The 17,028-nt window shown below is 49.0% G+C and carries 15 protein-coding genes; 10 read left to right on the top strand and 5 right to left on the bottom strand.

Translation table 11 applies throughout. The annotated features are described in order from the left end of the window. Positions 1-4 precede the first annotated feature (4 nt). The gene (locus tag AC4QZR_RS07970; protein ID WP_494480434.1) at positions 5-937 is read left to right on the top strand and encodes a DUF4249 family protein; all 933 of its coding nucleotides are present in this window, start codon (positions 5-7) and stop codon (positions 935-937) included. A 3-nt stretch (positions 938-940) separates the two neighbouring features. Here the strand turns inward: AC4QZR_RS07970 and AC4QZR_RS07965 are convergent, their stop codons facing one another. Continuing rightward, a complete protein-coding gene (locus AC4QZR_RS07965) occupies positions 941-1,528 on the bottom strand; it encodes a riboflavin synthase (protein WP_494480433.1) in 588 nt (195 codons plus the stop codon). Between the two features lie 243 nt (positions 1,529-1,771). Between AC4QZR_RS07965 and AC4QZR_RS07960 the strand changes: the two genes are divergently transcribed. From AC4QZR_RS07960 to AC4QZR_RS07950, 3 genes are all read left to right on the top strand, one after another. Continuing rightward, the gene (locus tag AC4QZR_RS07960; RefSeq protein WP_494480432.1) at positions 1,772-2,434 is read left to right on the top strand and encodes a protein-L-isoaspartate(D-aspartate) O-methyltransferase; all 663 of its coding nucleotides are present in this window, start codon (positions 1,772-1,774) and stop codon (positions 2,432-2,434) included. Positions 2,435-2,520: 86 nt separating this feature from the next. Further along, complete coding sequence (locus tag AC4QZR_RS07955) at positions 2,521-3,051, top strand: acyl-CoA thioesterase (RefSeq protein ID WP_253406535.1); 531 nt, start codon at positions 2,521-2,523, stop codon at positions 3,049-3,051. A gap of 15 nt (positions 3,052-3,066) precedes the next feature. After that, positions 3,067-3,726: a hypothetical protein gene (locus AC4QZR_RS07950; protein ID WP_494480431.1), complete on the top strand. Its 660-nt coding sequence runs from the start codon at positions 3,067-3,069 to the stop codon at positions 3,724-3,726. Between the two features lie 68 nt (positions 3,727-3,794). Here the strand turns inward: AC4QZR_RS07950 and AC4QZR_RS07945 are convergent, their stop codons facing one another. From AC4QZR_RS07945 to alaS, 3 genes are all read right to left on the bottom strand, one after another. Next, positions 3,795-4,904, bottom strand: coding sequence for a redoxin domain-containing protein (locus AC4QZR_RS07945; RefSeq protein WP_494480430.1), 1,110 nt, complete (start codon positions 4,902-4,904; stop codon positions 3,795-3,797). 166 nt (positions 4,905-5,070) lie between these two features. Then, positions 5,071-6,528, bottom strand: a complete 1,458-nt coding sequence (gene gatB, locus AC4QZR_RS07940) for an Asp-tRNA(Asn)/Glu-tRNA(Gln) amidotransferase subunit GatB (RefSeq protein WP_494480429.1) — start codon at positions 6,526-6,528, stop codon at positions 5,071-5,073. Positions 6,529-6,594: 66 nt separating this feature from the next. Beyond that, entirely contained in the window at positions 6,595-9,231 is a 2,637-nt protein-coding gene (gene alaS, locus AC4QZR_RS07935) for an alanine--tRNA ligase (RefSeq protein WP_494480428.1), read from the bottom strand. A 203-nt stretch (positions 9,232-9,434) separates the two neighbouring features. Between alaS and AC4QZR_RS07930 the strand changes: the two genes are divergently transcribed. From AC4QZR_RS07930 to AC4QZR_RS07910, 5 genes are all read left to right on the top strand, one after another. Then, on the top strand, positions 9,435-9,782 hold the full coding sequence (locus tag AC4QZR_RS07930; RefSeq protein WP_220627447.1) for a MerR family transcriptional regulator: 348 nt from the start codon (positions 9,435-9,437) through the stop codon (positions 9,780-9,782). 18 nt (positions 9,783-9,800) lie between these two features. Then, complete coding sequence (gene dprA / locus AC4QZR_RS07925; RefSeq protein WP_494480427.1) at positions 9,801-10,922, top strand: DNA-processing protein DprA; 1,122 nt, start codon at positions 9,801-9,803, stop codon at positions 10,920-10,922. Positions 10,923-11,066: 144 nt separating this feature from the next. After that, positions 11,067-11,882 (top strand): aminotransferase class IV, encoded by an 816-nt coding sequence (locus tag AC4QZR_RS07920; protein ID WP_494480426.1) that lies wholly within the window; start codon positions 11,067-11,069, stop codon positions 11,880-11,882. A gap of 190 nt (positions 11,883-12,072) precedes the next feature. After that, positions 12,073-13,134 (top strand): Gfo/Idh/MocA family oxidoreductase, encoded by a 1,062-nt coding sequence (locus AC4QZR_RS07915; protein ID WP_494480425.1) that lies wholly within the window; start codon positions 12,073-12,075, stop codon positions 13,132-13,134. A 92-nt stretch (positions 13,135-13,226) separates the two neighbouring features. Then, entirely contained in the window at positions 13,227-13,943 is a 717-nt protein-coding gene (locus AC4QZR_RS07910) for a 3-ketoacyl-ACP reductase (protein WP_494480424.1), read from the top strand. A gap of 61 nt (positions 13,944-14,004) precedes the next feature. Here the strand turns inward: AC4QZR_RS07910 and AC4QZR_RS07905 are convergent, their stop codons facing one another. Then, positions 14,005-14,799, bottom strand: a complete 795-nt coding sequence (locus AC4QZR_RS07905; RefSeq protein WP_494480423.1) for a thymidylate synthase — start codon at positions 14,797-14,799, stop codon at positions 14,005-14,007. Positions 14,800-15,017: 218 nt separating this feature from the next. Here AC4QZR_RS07905 and AC4QZR_RS07900 point away from each other — a divergent pair, with 218 nt between their 5' ends. Then, positions 15,018-17,012, top strand: coding sequence for a monovalent cation:proton antiporter family protein (locus tag AC4QZR_RS07900; protein WP_494480422.1), 1,995 nt, complete (start codon positions 15,018-15,020; stop codon positions 17,010-17,012). The last annotated feature ends 16 nt before the right edge of the window (positions 17,013-17,028 follow it).

Below are 17,028 nucleotides of genomic sequence, written 5' to 3'. Positions count from 1 at the left end.
AACGATGCGATTAAGATATCCTCTGCTTTTGCTGTTCCTTACTTTTCTCACCGCTTGCGAAGAGAACCTGACCATTGACATACCTGCCGGGCAGGAGCAATTGGTGGTGGAAGGACATATTGAACAGGGGGCGCCCCCGGTGGTGGTACTCACGCGCAGCAGGCCGGTTTTTGCGGGCTTCTCTCCTGCCGATCTCGAAGACAGTTTCGTGCACGGTGCGCAGGTGGTGGTGTCGAGTGGCGGGAAAAGCTATACCTTAAAAGAAGTGCCAGCCGCTGCCTTCTGGCCTGAGTTGCGGCGGGTGGTTTCGGAGCAGTTTGCTATACCTGAAGAGCAGCTGACTGGCAACAGCAATTTTATTTTCTATGTCTATACCTCTGAGGAGTTGCTGGGTAAAGTAGGCAAAAGCTACCAGTTGCGGATTAGTCATGAAGGACGGGTGCTGACTTCTTCTACTACTATCCCCAATCTGAATCCGCTGCAGGAGCTTTTTCTGCAACCCCATCCCGATCCAAGTCAGGACAGTTTGTTCACGCTGTTTTACCGCTATCAAGATCCAGATTCACTCGGAAACAGCATTCGTTACTTTACAAAACGCAACAGCGAGCCTTTCTACCCGGGTTATTTCGCTTCTGTTTTCAATGACGAGCTGATAAACGGCGTACAGAGTCTGAGTTTCCCACTAGACCGTGGCGAGCCACGTGGACAGGAAGTGGACCTCGATACTTTCAGCTACTTCGGCAAAGGAGACACAATTGTGGTGCGCTGGGCAGCGATCGACATTGAACATTACCGCTTCTGGTATACCCTGGAGAACGAGCGAAACAACAATGGCAGCCCCATCGGCTCTCCTAATACCACGCGTTCAAATATTAATGGTGGACTGGGCGTGTGGGGTGGCTACGGGGTAACGTATCATCAGATTGTGGTGGAGTAAGGTTTAAGCTTTCCCCAGCAACCTCGCCACATACTTCCCGATAATATCGAACTCCAAATTAACGGTGGAGCCCGGCTTTACCTGGTGCAGATTGGTATGTTCGTATGTATAAGGGATGATCGCCACAGAAAAATGGTCCTCCTGCGAATTGACTACCGTCAGACTGATGCCGTTCACCGTCACAGAGCCTTTCTCCACAGTCACATTGCCTAAAGTTGGATCATATCGAAATGTAAAAACCCAGCTTCCGTTCTGGTCTTCTGCAGACTCGCATGTGGCAACCTGATCTACATGACCCTGCACGATGTGCCCGTCGAAGCGGCCGTTGGCACTCATGCAGCGCTCCAGGTTCACTTTGTCACCCACCTTCAGGCTGTTCAGGTTCGTTTTCTGCAGGGTCTCGTCGATTGCCGTTACCGTATAGTCATTTTCCGAAATATTCACGACCGTCAGGCAAATGCCATTGTGGGCCACACTCTGGTCGATCTGCAATTCATGCGTGAAAGGAGACGACAGCGTGAAATGCTTGTTGGTGCCTTCTTCCTGAATGGCCTGTACCTGGCCCATACCTTCTATTATACCTGTGAACATGGTTTTCTGAATGGTTGTCTGAATACAAAATTAACCATGATTTCGCTCAAATGCACGGTCATACCCTGCAAATGCGTGCGCTGGCAAGATTAAATTGCGATTGGGTTAGGTAACTGTGGGCAGGTATGCTTATTTTCGCAATACACGAGTTTCAGGCGGGGTTCAGACAAGATATAGCAGAATTTCTATACCTGAAACTGTTCAGCTTGCTTTATTTTTTTCATTTTACAGATTCAGAGGGAAATGCAGACAGATTTGTACAAGCACAAAGGCATGCGCCGCGCCTTGGTAAAACAGTTGAGAGACAAAGGTATACGCGATGAACGGGTGTTAGCGGCAATTGAAACTGTACCACGGCATTTTTTCTTTGAGAAAGCGTTCCTTGAGCAAGCCTACCAGGACAAAGCCTTCCCGATTGGCGAGGGCCAGACCATCTCGCAACCATATACCGTGGCCTTTCAGACGGAGCTTTTAAGGCTGCAGCCAACCGATAAAGTGCTCGAGATCGGAACCGGTTCCGGTTACCAATGCTGTGTGCTGCTGCAGATCACGCCAAAGGTATACACCATCGAGTACAACAAGCCCCTCTATGAGAAAGCAGTGAAGTTTTTCAAAACGTATGGCTTATTTCCGCATACCTTCCACGGCGATGGTTCTCAGGGATTGCCAGCACATGCCCCTTACGATAAGATCATTGTGACGGCAGGTGCGCCAGGTATACCGAAAACACTGGTCAGTCAGCTGAACATTGGCGGCATTCTGGTTATTCCTGTCGGAGGCGAGTCGAGCCAGAAAATGCTGCGCATTACCCGTACCAGCGAAAGTGAATTTTCACAGGAGGCTTTCACCGATTTCAAATTCGTACCGTTGCTCGGCAAATCCGGCTGGGACAAGCCTTCATTTTAAGATAAAGTAAAACTCTCTTAATTTATACCCGGCTTTTTGTTTGGACCTCCGTCACCTATCTTTGCGGCAGAATTTATAGAAGAGACATGCGTAAACAGAAAAAAGTAAGCGAATCCTACGTGATCATGACCGAGCTGGTATTGCCTAACGATACCAACACCCTGAATAATCTGATGGGTGGCAAAATGATGCATTGGATGGACATTGTGTCGGCCATCGCTGCTCAGCGCCACTCCAACCGCATCGTGGTAACGGCTTCGGTGGACAACGTGTCATTTGCTGAGAGTATAAAACTGGGCAACGTAATCACCCTCGAAGCCAAAGTAACCCGCGCTTTCTCTTCTTCCATGGAGGTGCACATCGTGGTGTATGCCGAGGACATACCTTCCGGAAGAAAAGTAATGTCAAATCAGGCATTCTTTACTTTTGTTGCAGTTGATCAGTCCGGCAAAGCGATCGATGTGCCAGAGGCTATACCTGAAACAGAAGAAGAAATCAAGCTTTATGAAGGTGCGCTGCGTCGTCGCCAGCTGCGCCTGGTGCTGGCTGGCCGTATGAAGCCGAGTGAAGCAAACGAATTGCGCTCCATTTTCGATCTGAAGGAAGATCAGGATTAATTTATACCTATACCAATGACCGCACTCACCCCAGAGCAACTAAACAGCGAGTTTCTCCGACATTTTATGCCGGAAACGCTATACCTGATTGCAGAAGATCAAGTAGCTGGGCTCGATGTGCCTGCTGTTGCGCCTGAAGCAGGGAGTGCATCAGATTTCCCTGTTTCAGGAAGTTCCGAACAACCAGCCGAGTCTGCCAGCCAGGCAACTACAGCCCCGGTTTCCCCAGTTCCTGCTGCAGCTATACCTAAAATACCAAAAGTTGAAAAGACGCAACAGCCAAAGTCTTTTGAGGTGATCGGTGAAAACCGTAAAGGTCTGGTCGTTTTGGTCACGTTGCCAGAGCCAGCATTTAAAGCTTTACCGCAGTCCGATTTCCTGATCAAGATTCTGGCCGCAATTGGTTTTGGACCTGCCGATGTCGCTTTTGTAAATAACGTATCCGGTGCCACGACCAGGTTTGAGGCACTTTGTGATGCACTTCAAACCAATTATATCCTCAGCTTCGCCAGCCGCCTGGATACTGAGCTGCCACACGATAAATTTACGCTTTACAATCCGGTGCTGGTTGGTAGTGTACCTGTAGTGTTTACGCAATCTTTAGCTGTGCTCGATGGTGATCAGGAGCAGAAAAAGCTGCTTTGGGGAGCGCTGCAACGCGTGTTTAAAAAATAATGCTTATAAACGAGAAAAGCCCCTCCTGTACGGAAGGGCTTTTCTCGTTTTAGAGGTATAGCTATACCTTATTGAACGAGCGAAGCAATTTTAGCTTCCAGTTCTTCTCCTCTTAAACCTTTGGCGATAATGTTTCCTTCTTTGTCAAGCAGGATGGTCTGTGGGATGGCATCTACCTGGTAAAGTTGAGCCGCAGAACTTTCCCAGCCTTTCAGGTCCGAAACCTGCGGCCAGGTTAATTTGTCATCTGCGATTGCCTTCAGCCATTTTTCACGTGACTGGTCCAGCGATACACCGAAAATCTCGAAACCTTTGTCTTTATACTTGTTGTACATCTTCACCACGTTCGGATTCTCTTTGCGGCATGGTGCGCACCAACTAGCCCAGAAGTCGATCAGAACATATTTGCCTCTGAGTGAGGACAAGGCAATTTCTCCGCCTTCTGGTGTCGGGAGCTTAAAGTCCGGCGCAGCAGAGCCAATGGCCGTCGTGCGCAAAGATCCTAGTCGCTCCGTCAATGTTTTTGTGTACTTCGACTCTGGTAGGTGCTGGGTATAAAGCGTAAGCATGCTATCGGCAAAAGCGAAGTCTAGCTGTGGGTTTACCAGGCTCAGTGTTCCAAAAGCCGACACGATGGATTGCGGGTGACTGGCAATGAATTTTTTAACCTCTTTTTGCAAATTCAGATACTGCTGGCGATACCCTTCGGCTTCCTCTGTTTTACCTTCCGACATGGCACGGTTAAACTGCTCGCTCAGGGCCATTTCCTTCTGACGGTTTTCATTCACCATCTTGTTCAATTGCTGGAAAAGCTCCGAATCGTCTGAGTTCTCGAATTTGGCGGTATTGTTCAGGTCGCGTGCATCAGCCTCTACCTTGATTGCCTTATTCTCCAGCACCATCATCATTGCATTTTGCTGGTCAAGGCCAAGTCGGTACAGCGTTGGTTCCGTCACCTCGCCCTGAAAAGTAAACGTGCCATCCTGACTAATATCAGCGGTATCGCGCGCAATGAATTGCTGCTCTCCCAGTTCAAACAAAAAAATCTGACCTGGCGTGGCATTTTGCAATTTCCCTTCTATGGAATAGGCGCTGCCGTTGGTTGCTGTTTTGTTGCCCTGACAGCTGGCCATCAATGCAGCCGCCGAAGCCAGTACGACATAGTTTCTTAGGTTCATATTTATCTTTGTTGACTGTTTGACAAAAGACTATCTGACAAAGGAATAGATCATCATGCAGGCTCTCCTATCAAAAGCAGAAGACCTTGAGTTTTGACAACTTTGAGTAAAGCAATAAGAACAAGCTTCCTTTGTGTTTTGTCAAAACCTCCTTTGTCCAATATTGTTAAGCGTTCAACCCGTCTTGCAGCAATTTGTTTGCCACTTTCGGATCGGCTTTGCCTTTGGTTTTCTTCATGATCTCACCCATGAACATACCTATTAGTGATTGTTTGCCTGCCCTATACTCCTCCACTTTCTGCGGATTGGAAGCCAGTACCTCTGCCACGATCGATTTTAATGACTCAGAGTCTGAATCCTGTAAAAGATTCTGCTCTTCGGCCACCTGGTGTGCAGGTATACCTGGATTCTCCAGCATGTAAGGGAAAATCTTCTTGGCAGCTACCGAGTGACTCACCTTGTTCTCGTCCACCAACGTGATGATCTCCGCGATGGCATGCGGCTGCAGCGGGAAGTCCTTGATGTGCAGCTGTAGCTCGTTCAGGTAGGATTTCACCGGTCCCGTTACCCAGTTGGCTGCCCCCTTGTAGTTTTGAGTGTGCTTACAAAGTTCTTCGTAATACAACGCAATTTCTTTCGCGTCTGTCAAAACACCTGCGTCATATTCAGACAAGCCAAACTCTTCTGTGAAGCGCTTGTACAGTTCCTGCGGCAGACTTGGCATGGTGGCTTTGATGCGCTCCAGCCACTCCTGCTCGATCACCAAAGGTGGCAAGTCCGGCTCCGGAAAATAGCGGTAGTCGTTCAATGTTTCTTTTGAACGCATGGCCGTGGTGGTACCAGTGTTCGCATCGAAGTTGCGGGTTTCAGAATCAATCGTGCCGCCGTTCTCGATCACCATGATCTGGCGCTCGATTTCGTGCTCGATGGCACGCTGCACGTTGCGGAACGAGTTCATGTTTTTCACCTCTACCTTGGTTCCCCAAAGCGGCGAATCTTTCAACATCACCGAAATGTTGGCGTCGCAACGCAGCGAACCTTCTTCCATGTTGCCGTCGCAAATCTCTAGGTAGCGCACCAGACGGCGGATTTCTGTCAGGTAGTTATAAGCTTCTTCTGAATCACGGATATCCGGTTCCGACACGATCTCAATCAATGGTACTCCGGCACGGTTCAGGTCAATCAGCGTTTCAGTTTCGCCGGCCAAGTGCATGGATTTACCAGCATCCTCTTCCATGTGAATCCGCGTAATGCCGATGCGTTTGTCATTTCCTGCAGCATCTTTTACGTCTAGATAGCCAGCCGTGCAAATAGGCGTCTTGTCCTGCGTGATCTGGTAGCCTTTCGGAAGATCCGGGTAGAAATAGTTTTTGCGGGCGTAGATGTTGTAGCGCCTGATGTCGCAGTTCGTCGCCAAACCCATTTTCACAGCCATTTCTACCACAGACTTATTAATGCGTGGCAGCGTGCCTGGATGCCCCAGCGTAATCACGCTCAGGTTCGTGTTAGGCAGCACGCCATACTCGGTTGAGTCAGACGAGTAAGCCTTGCTCTCTGTAAGCAGCTGGGCGTGTACCTCCAGACCGATGATCGCCTGGTATTTGTCTCTTATTGTTTTATCCATTGTATGATGATGAATGAAGAATCAGCAGCAAGAGATATTTTCCACTTCTGCCGATTCCATTACCTCTTATCCATTAATCATTGATTTCACTAAATCAGCAGCTTTCGCCGGCACAGCTTGTAATCCAGAAGCATCCTTACCTCCCGCTGTTGCATAGAACGGTTGTCCGCCACCGCCACCTTTGATTTCTTTGGCAAGTTCGCGCACCATTTGACTGGCGTTCAATTTGCGTTCAGTCACCAGGTTGTCTGATAGCATCACCGCAATCTGTGGCTTGCCATCAATTTCTGCGGCCAGCACCAACACCAGGTTTTCAACGGCCTGACGCATATCGAATGCCAGTTTCTTCAAATAATCCGCAGTGGACACATCCACCTTTTCTGCCACGAAGTTAACCCCGTCAATCGACTGCGCTTTCTGCACCAGGCTTTCCTTCAGGCTAGTCAACTGCTTCAGTTCAAATTGCTCTAATTGCTTTTGCAGGGCTTTGTTGTCTTCCTGCAGTTTCTGCACAGCGCCTGAAATGTTGCTATGCGTCCCCAATACTTCCCGCACGGCGTTCAACTCGTTCAACTGTTGCTGCATGTATTCTTCTGCCGAGCTCGCCGTGGTTGCCTCAATACGGCGCACACCAGCGGCTACAGAACTTTCAGAGAGTATCTTGAAGTAGCCAATCTCGCCGGTATTAAACACGTGCGTACCACCGCAAAGCTCTACCGAGTGGTCACGGTCGAAAGCAATAACACGAACAAACTCGCCATACTTCTCACCGAATAGCGCCATCGCGCCCATTTCTTTTGCCTGGGCAATCGGCACATTGCGCTGCTCCTCCAACGGTATAGCCTGACGCACACGCTGGTTCACAATGGTCTCTACTTCGCGCAGCTGCTCATCCGTCACTTTAGCGAAGTGAGAGAAGTCAAAACGGAGCACTTTCTCGTTCACCAAAGAGCCTTTCTGCTGCACGTGTTCCCCTAAAACTTTACGTAAAGCGGCGTGCAGTAAGTGCGTAGCCGAGTGATTCTTACGAATCAGGTTGCGGCGCTCGAAATCCACTTCACTTCTAAATGCAGCCTCTATATTCTGAGGCATTTTTGATGTGATGTGCAGAATCAGGTCGTTCTCCTTTTTGGTGTCCAGCACCTCGATTTGCTCGGAATCAGAAACCAAGTAACCGGTATCGCCTACCTGTCCGCCGCTCTCGGCATAGAACGGCGTACGGTCCAGCACCAAGTGGTACTCGCTCTTGTTTTTAGTCTTTACCTGTCTGTAGCGTACAATGTGCGAATCGGCCACGTCATGCTCATAACCTAAGAACTCCGTCTCCACATCTGGCTGAATGATGACCCAGTCACTTTGCTCTGAAGCCGAAGCGTTGCGGGAACGGTTCTTCTGCTGCTCCATCTCCACACCGAAACCAGCTTCGTCTACTTTCAAGCCTTTTTCACGGGCAATCAGGGCGGTCAGGTCTAGTGGGAAGCCGAAGGTATCGTACAGTTCGAAGGCGGTTTTGCCGTCGATGGTGTTGTTATTCTCTTTGAATCTAGCTTCCAAAGCATCAAGCCGCTTCAGACCGTTCTCCAGCGTACGCAGGAAAGCGTTCTCCTCTTCCTCTATCACGCGCTGCACAAAGCTCAGCTGTGCTTTCAGTTCCGGGAACACGGTTTCCATCTGGTCAGCCAGCACGGCAGCCAGTTTGTACAGGAATGGTTTTTTGAAATCCAGGAATGTGAAGCTATACCTTACGGCACGGCGCAGGATACGACGGATCACATAACCCGCCTTGTTGTTTGAAGGCAGCTGTCCGTCCGAAATCGCAAAGGCAATGGCCCGGATGTGGTCGGCCATGACGCGGATGGCAATGTCTACTTGCTCGTTTTCTCCATAAACAACACCGGCTTCTTTGGCGATGAACTGGATCAGCGGCTGAAATACATCCGTGTCGTAGTTGGAGCGCTTGCCCTGGATGGCCATGCACAAACGCTCGAAGCCCATACCTGTATCCACGTGCTGCGCAGGCAGTTTTACCAGCGAGCCATCGGCCAAGCGGTTGAACTCCATGAATACGTTGTTCCAGATTTCGACAACCTGCGGGTGGTCGGCATTCACAAGTGTTTTGCCGTCTACATGCGCACGCTCTTCGTCGGTACGCAAGTCCACGTGTATCTCCGAGCACGGACCACACGGGCCCGTATCGCCCATTTCCCAGAAGTTGTCCTTCTTGTTGCCCATCAGGATGCGGTCTTCCGCGATCATAGACTTCCAGATGTCAAACGCTTCCTGGTCCATCGGCAGGTTCTCCGATGCATCACCCTGAAAAACCGAGACATACAGCCTGTCTTTCGGCAGTTGGTATACCTCCGTCAAAAGCTCCCATGACCAGGCCAGGGCTTCTTTCTTGAAGTAGTCACCAAATGACCAGTTGCCCAGCATCTCGAACATAGTGTGGTGATAGGTATCGTAACCAACCTCCTCCAGGTCGTTGTGCTTGCCTGATACGCGCAGACACTTCTGGGTGTCGGCAATGCGCTTGGAGGGGGCTGGTTTATTGCCCAGGAAGTAATCCTTGAAGGGCGCCATACCTGAGTTGATAAACATCAGGGTGGGGTCATCTTTTACCACAAGGGGGGCCGACGGCACAATCTGGTGCTGCCGTTGCGCGAAGAAGTCAAGAAACTTTTGTCTAATCTCAGCTGAGTTCATCTATGAGTATTAAGCCTTTAGATACTATCTGCTATACTTGTTGTTTAATAACAAAAAATATAGAATTTTTGCCTTATAGAAACAGCCCTTTCGGGCAATGCTTACGTGGGCCTGCATTAGGGCAAAAGTAGCAATTTTAGACGTAATTGTGCGTGCTATACCCGAAAATTAGTGCTGTGACCCTATACCTTGAAACCGACACTATGCCTTATAAAGAGAAAGAAATCGAAAAGCAGTACTATACCATCGGGGAAGTAGCTGCCATTTTTGACGTTGCCCCTTCGCTAATCCGCTTCTGGGAGACTGAGTTTGACCAACTCAAGCCGAAGAAAAACAAGAAAGGCAATCGCCAGTATACCGCCAAAGACATTGAAGAACTACGTTCTGTTTACCATCTGGTGAAAGAGCGCGGCTTTACGATTCAGGGCGCCAAGGAAGTGCTCAAGAACAAATCGGTGCAAACCAAGGACAAGATCGAGATCATCAACTCGCTGGAGAAGGTGCGCTCTTTCCTGGTAGGTATTAAAGAGCAGCTGAACACAAAAAGCTAAGCCTTCGTACTTTGGTGCATGTCACACGAAGCCCAGTTTGAAGTTGCCCTTTCGTTTCTGCCCCACATCGGCGACCAGCTGACGAAGGTTCTTGTGAGCTATTGCGGCTCCGCCAAAGCCGTCTTTGACGCGCCTGTTGCCAAACTGATGAAAGTGCCGGGTATAGGTGAAAAGGCTGCCAAAAGTATTCGTGACAACGGCCGTCATGCTTTGTTGGAAGCAGAGGATGTGCTAAAGAAAGCTTCAGAAAAAAATGTGGAGCTCCTATTCTATACCTCGCCCAAATATCCTAACCGACTCAAGCAACTTCCGGATGCTCCGCCTCTCCTCTATTTCAGGGGCAATACTGACTTAAACCATCGCCGCATTATCAGTATTGTAGGTACGCGTAAACCAACGAGTTATGGTCAAAGTATAACTGAGCGGATAGTAGATGAGTTGAAGCCCTATAATGTGATGATCGTCAGCGGGCTTGCTTACGGCATTGACATTGCCTCACACCGGGCCGCTTTGCAGGCGGGACTGCCCACCATTGGCGTGATGGCCTCCGGACCCGACACGATTTACCCGGGCGTTCACAAGAAGTACGCAGAAAAGATGCTTGAGCAAGGCGGTGTGATCACGGAGAACACATTCGGTACCAAACCCGATGCACCCCGTTTTCCGGCACGCAACCGCATTATTGCAGGTATGTCTGACTGCACCATTGTGATAGAAGCTGCTTTTAAAAGTGGCACCTTGATCACCGCCGATATCGCTCACAGCTATGATAAAGAAGTAATGGCTGTGCCTGGAAATATCAACTCGCCTATGTCGGAAGGCACGAACTGGCTTATTAAATCGCACAAAGCTGCCGTGCTGACCTCCACCCAAGACCTGATCGAACTATTGAACTGGGATGTGGAAGACAACCTGGCAGCGAAACGGGCGAAATCTATACCTGCGCTTGATCCGGCAGACTTTACACCCGAAGAAATGCAGGTACTGCAGGTGCTGATTCAATCCGGTGAAGAGCAAATGGACAACTTAGGATGGAAGTCGCAGGTGCCAGTTAGCCAATTGGCCTCCGTGCTGTTATCGCTTGAGTTTAAAGGGATGGTGAAAGCCATGCCGGGAAAGCGTTTTGCCCTTATCCGATAGATTGAAGTAGATTAAACTGTTGGTTTGCCAAAAAGTGTGAGCTCGAATTCCTCATTTTAAGTGTATATTATACATTCAGGCTTTTTATTCTCTTCGTGAAATCAGCATATAATTTTAAACTTTGAACTCTTAACTAAAGAAATCTTGCTTCTCTACAACAACGCCTTTCTGCCATTGCAAGACCTGAAGCTCTCTGTTACAAACCGTGCTTTTCAGTACAATGATGGGTTTTTTGATACAATGATGGTGGTAGGTGGCAAGTTGTGTTATTGGCGCGACCATCAGGCGCGTATGCGGGAAGCTGCTGACGCTTTAAGCTTAGCTATACCTGACAGCTTTTGGGATGGTGAGTTGAAAGATAACCTGTTGCAGTTGGCCAAACAGCGCAAAGCCTTAAAGTATGGCCGCATCAAATTAAAGGTATGGCGAACTGGTGGTGGTCTTTACTCCCCTCAATCAAACGAAGTAGAGTGGCTGGCGACTGCCCAGGTTGCACAGCCTATACCTGATGCTGGTATACGGATCGGGATCTGCAAGTCAGTGAATACCGTTTTTTCTCCCCTCTCCCATTTTAAAGGACCACAAGCCCCGCTTTATGTGCTGGCAGGTATAGAGAAGCAGGCCAGCAGTTTTGATGATATGCTCCTATTAGATGCAGAAGGCCATGTCGCAGAACTGATTTCTTCCAATATCTTCTGGATGAGGGATGAAGTGCTGATGACACCTCCGCTGGAGACAGGTTGTGTAAACGGTATTTTGCGGAGAAATATCTTGCGCTGGTGTGAGCAACAAGGTATAGCCGTGCTGGAGATTTTAGCTAAACCGGAGGAGCTGGCTCACGCTGATTGTGTGTTTGCTTCGAATGTGACAGGTGTAAGAAATATAATCCAACTGGAACAAACTGCCTTAGCGACTGAAAGCAACTGGCTACAGGACATAAAAAACGGGCTGCAGGTGTGAATAGAGGTATAGCTGGATAATGGAAGCCGCTTCTATAGCTTATACCTTAAACTGATAATTGTTCGTGCGCCTGTTATGTATTTTCTGACAGAGAATCAAGGTTCTTTTTTTGGCAGCAGCTTTCCTGTACGTTCCTGCTCTCAAATTAACCTCATTAACTTTATGTCTTGCGACACTAAAACTTAAGATTATGCTGCAAAAAATTTCGGTAGGCCTTCTGGGCTTCGGAATGGCCGGACGGGTCTTTCATGCACCCATTGTATCAGCCGTCGGCGGCTTGAAGCTCAACAAAATAAAAGCAAACCGACCCGAAAGCATCGCCTTGGCAAAAGAGCTATACCCTGGTACAACCGTTGTTAGCGACACTTCTTCAGTCTTGCAAGACACTGAAATTGAGCTGGTGATAGTTGCCACCACCAATGCAACCCATTTTGAACTGGCCAAAGCAGCCCTGCAAGCTGGCAAGCATGTGGTGGTCGAAAAGCCTTTTACCGTGACTTCAAAAGAGGCCACTGAACTTATAGAATTAGCCCGTGTTGAACGAAAGCTGCTGACTGCCTATCAGAACCGCCGGTGGGACAGTGATTTTAAGACAGTAAGAAAACTACTCGAAAACGAAATGCTGGGGCGTTTGGTGGAGTATGAGGCTCATTTCGATCGGTTCAGGCCAATACCTGCTTCTGAGACCTGGAAAGAGGAAGAACTGCCAGGCTCGGGCATTCTCTATGATCTGGGAGCACACCTGATCGACCAGGCACTCGTCTTTTTCGGGCCACCGCGAGAGGTATACGCCAATTTGCGCACGCAGCGGAGTGGCGGGAAAATAGTCGACAGCTTTGACCTGACGCTCTACTATGCCAATGGTCTGAAAGCGATTTTGAAAGCAGGTATGCTGGTGAAGCAGCCCGGGCCTCGCTTCATTCTCTCTGGAGATAAAGGCTCTTTTGTGAAGTACGGACTAGATGTGCAGGAAGCTGCTCTGAAAGCAGGCCGCTCTCCTAAGGAACCAGACTGGGGCATTGAGCCGGTATATATCTGGGGTAGATTGGATACAGAAGTGTATGGACAAAGGGTCGTGGGCAAGATCCAGAGTGAAGCGGGTGATTACCGCGGGTTTTATGAAAATGTGCGGGATGCCATCTTAGGTATAGCGGAACTTGAAGTAAAACCCGAACAGGCCCGAAATACCATCCGCACCATCGAACTGGCTATGCAGAGTAGCAGAGAAAAGCGCGTGGTGGCTTTCCATTGAGTCATTATTCAGGTGCCCCCTTTCCTAATTGCGTTAAACTTTCATGCGCTTCTGTTGTATATTTGTAGTTACAAACAATATTTGCTGACAACATGGAATCATTAAAAGGAAAAAGTGCCCTGATCACGGGCGCTGGTAAAGGTATAGGCAAGGCCATTGCGATCGCTTTGGCAAAAGAAGGCGTAAACGTTGGCTTGCTGGCACGCACCAAGTCACAGTTAGAAGAGGTCGCCAATGAGCTGAAAGCGCATGGGGTAAAAGCGGCGGTTGCGCCAGCCGATGTGACGGATATAAACTCAGTAAACGAAGCGGTGAAGAAGATTGGCGCCGAACTCGGCCCGATTGATATCCTGATCAATAACGCAGGTATAGGTAAGTTTGGCAAGTTCCTGGAACTGGAGCCGGCTGAGTGGGAAAACATCATCCGGGTGAACCTGATGGGCGCGTACTACGTGACCCGTGCCGTGCTGCCGGAGATGATCGAGCGCCAGACGGGTGATATCATCAACATCTCCTCCACGGCCGGACAAAGAGGCGCTGCGGTTACCAGTGCTTATAGTGCCTCCAAGTTTGCGCTTATTGGCTTGTCGGAGTCGCTGATGCAGGAAGTGCGTAAGCACAACATCCGCGTGAGCACGCTGACGCCGAGCACCGTAGCCACGGACATGGCCATTGACCTAAAGCTGACCGATGGCAATCCGGAACGTGTGATGCAGCCGGAGGACTTTGCCGAGTTGATTGTGGCGCAGCTTAAACTAAACCGCCGCGTGTTCATCAAAGAGGCCGGTATCTGGTCCACCAACCCTTAAAAAATAAATGCCCGAAGTTTAGCTTCGGGCATTTTGTTTTATAAGCTTATACCCTAAATACTTATACAGCAACAGGCGCCTTTATACCTGGGTGCGAAACGTAATTCTCCAGTTTAAAATCATCGAATGTAAAGTCGAAGATATTCTTTACATCGGGGTTCACACGCATGGTAGGTAATGTGTGCGGCTCACGTGTCAGTTGCAACTGAGCCTGCTCCAAGTGATTCAGGTATAGGTGCGTATCGCCACCCGTCCAGATAAACTCTCCCGGTTCCAGCCCTGTCACCTGCGCCATCATCAGCACGAGCAAAGCATACGAGGCAATGTTAAACGGCACGCCCAGGAACACATCGGCTGAACGCTGGTATAGCTGGCAGCTCAGTTTGCCCTCGGCTACATAAAACTGGTAGAAGGCATGGCAAGGCGGCAGCTTCATATTCTCAATTTCAGCCACGTTCCAGGCACTAACGATGATGCGTCGGGAATCAGGGGTATTCTTCAACTGATTCACCACTTGGGTGATCTGGTCGATGTGGCGGCCATCGGGCGTTGGCCAGCTGCGCCACTGCGATCCGTAAACCGGACCTAAGTTACCGATTTCATCTGCCCACTCATCCCAGATCGTCACGCCGTTTTCCTTGAGGTAGGCGATATTGGTGTCCCCTTTCAAAAACCACAGCAATTCGTGGATGATGGACTTCAGGTGTACCTTTTTGGTCGTCACCAGCGGAAAGCCTTCTGACAGATCGAAACGCATCTGGTAACCGAATACGCTCAGGGTACCAGTGCCGGTACGGTCTTCTTTTTTCACCCCTTTGTCAAGGATGTGCTGCATCAGGTCCAGGTACTGTTTCATAAGGGATTGTAATTTGAAGGTATGGTTGTGAACCTTAAATATAGCGCAAAAATTATCCGGCAAAAAACCTGTTGCCTGTTTTATAGAAACATTTATTAAATGCCCCTACCCTTTTTTTCTGTTATGCTATACCTCTTAAATCTTCATTATATTTCACCAAAAATCAACTTAGGTGTGCTCAAACTCGAATAACAAAAACCTTTAGGATATAAAATCTCATGGAAGTTCCTTTCCTGTCTGATGTCGTCATTATCCTGGGATTGGCCGTAGTTGTGATTTTGCTCTTTCAGCGTTTCAGGCTACCTACCATCCTGGGCTTCCTGATAACTGGTGTAATCGCCGGTCCCTATGGCTTGAGCCTGGTCAAAGACGTACACGACATCGAGATACTGGCCGAAATTGGCGTAATACTGCTCCTGTTTATCATCGGAATAGAGTTTTCGCTGCGAAACCTGGCCCTGATCAAACGCACTGTGCTGCTGGGTGGTGCTACCCAGGTGCTCGTCACGATATTGCTGGTAGGCCTTGTCCTGATAATGTTCAACTTCTCAGCAGCCGAAGGTTTCTTTATCGGTTTCCTGATTTCACTCAGCAGTACCGCCATTGTCCTAAAACTATTGCAGGACAATGGGGAGATCAGCAGCCCGCACGGTAAGGTGGCGCTCGGTATTCTGATCTTTCAGGATATTGTTGTAGTACCCATGATGCTGGTGGTACCGCTCATGGCGGGCGGGTCTGAGAACATCGTGGTCGAACTGTTGCTCATGGTGCTGAAAGGCGCCTTTGTCATTGTCTTTGTATTGATCAGTGCCCGCTACTTGGTACCTAAGCTCTTGTTTGTAGTCGCCAGGACAAAGAGCAGAGAGCTCTTCATTCTCAGTATTGTGGTCATCTGTTTTGCAGTGGCCTGGCTGACTCAGAGCCTTGGCCTGTCTTTGGCGCTGGGTGCATTTCTGGCCGGATTAATTATCTCAGAATCACAGTACAGCTACCAGGCTACCAGTAACATCCTTCCATTTCGTGAGATCTTCACCAGCTTCTTTTTCGTTTCGGTCGGGATGCTGCTTGACTTTGGCTTCATGCTGCAGCATCTGCCGCTGATCCTGTTGTTGACTGTCTGTACCTTTATCCTGAAGGGCGTGATCGCGGCTATGGCTGCCCGGATTTTGCAATACCCGTTACGAACGTCCATACTGGTTGGCCTTTCCCTTTTTCAGGTAGGTGAGTTCGCTTTCATTCTTTCCAAAACAGGTATAAAAAATGGTCTGCTTTCGCTGGAGGTGTACCAGTTCTTTCTCTCTGTTTCACTGCTGACCATCGCGATCACACCTTTTGTGATCGGTTCTTTCCATACCATTGCCAATAAACTGAGCGCTCTTTGGATGAACGGCAAAAACCATATACCCAATGCCCCTGTCAACTTTGAGTCCATAGACGACATGCATCGACTGGAAGACCATATCATAATCGTGGGTTATGGCATCAATGGGCGCAATGTAGCCAAAGCGGCACGTCATGCCAGCATACCTTACGTGATCGTGGAGCTCAATGCTGTAACTGTGAGAGAGGAACGGTTGCGGGGAGAAAACATCATTTTCGGGGACGCAGTGCACGGTGTTATTTTGGCACATGTAAACGTACACAAGGCACGGGTGGTGGTCATTGCCATTTCAGATCAGGAGGCGACCAATCGTATCATCTCCAGCATCAGAGAGGTTAGTGATAAAGTACACATTATCGTCAGGACCCGCTTTGTGAAGGAAATGGAAGAGAGTTACCGATTGGGAGCGGATGAGGTTATACCTGAGGAGTTTGAGACTTCGATAGAGATTTTCACGCGCGTGCTTTCTAAATACCTGATGCCCCGCGATGAGATCGATAATTTCACTTTCAGTATCCGGGCTGACAACTATGAGATGCTCCGCAGCATGACGGGCAGCAAAACCAAGGGTGGCAATATTTCGGCAGAACTGCCTGATATGGAGGTGGCTGCCTTGCGAGTCTTTACAAAAGATGATACGCTGGTAGGTAAATCGCTGATAGAAGCGGATGTGCGCAATCGCTTTGGCATAACAGTGGTAGCTATCAAGCGGGAGGGAGCAACATTGCTTGAGATCAACGCGCAGACAAAATTGAAGCGGGGCGATGTGGTTTATGTGGTTGGCAAACCCGCTGACGTAATGCGCTTCAATAATCTTGTCAGAGCTGATTAGTATAAAAAAAGACCCC

It is taken from the genome of Pontibacter sp. YIM B11418, assembly GCF_059278805.1.
The sequence above is the reverse complement of the archived record's forward strand: the minus strand, read 5'-3'. Positions and strand labels throughout refer to the sequence as shown.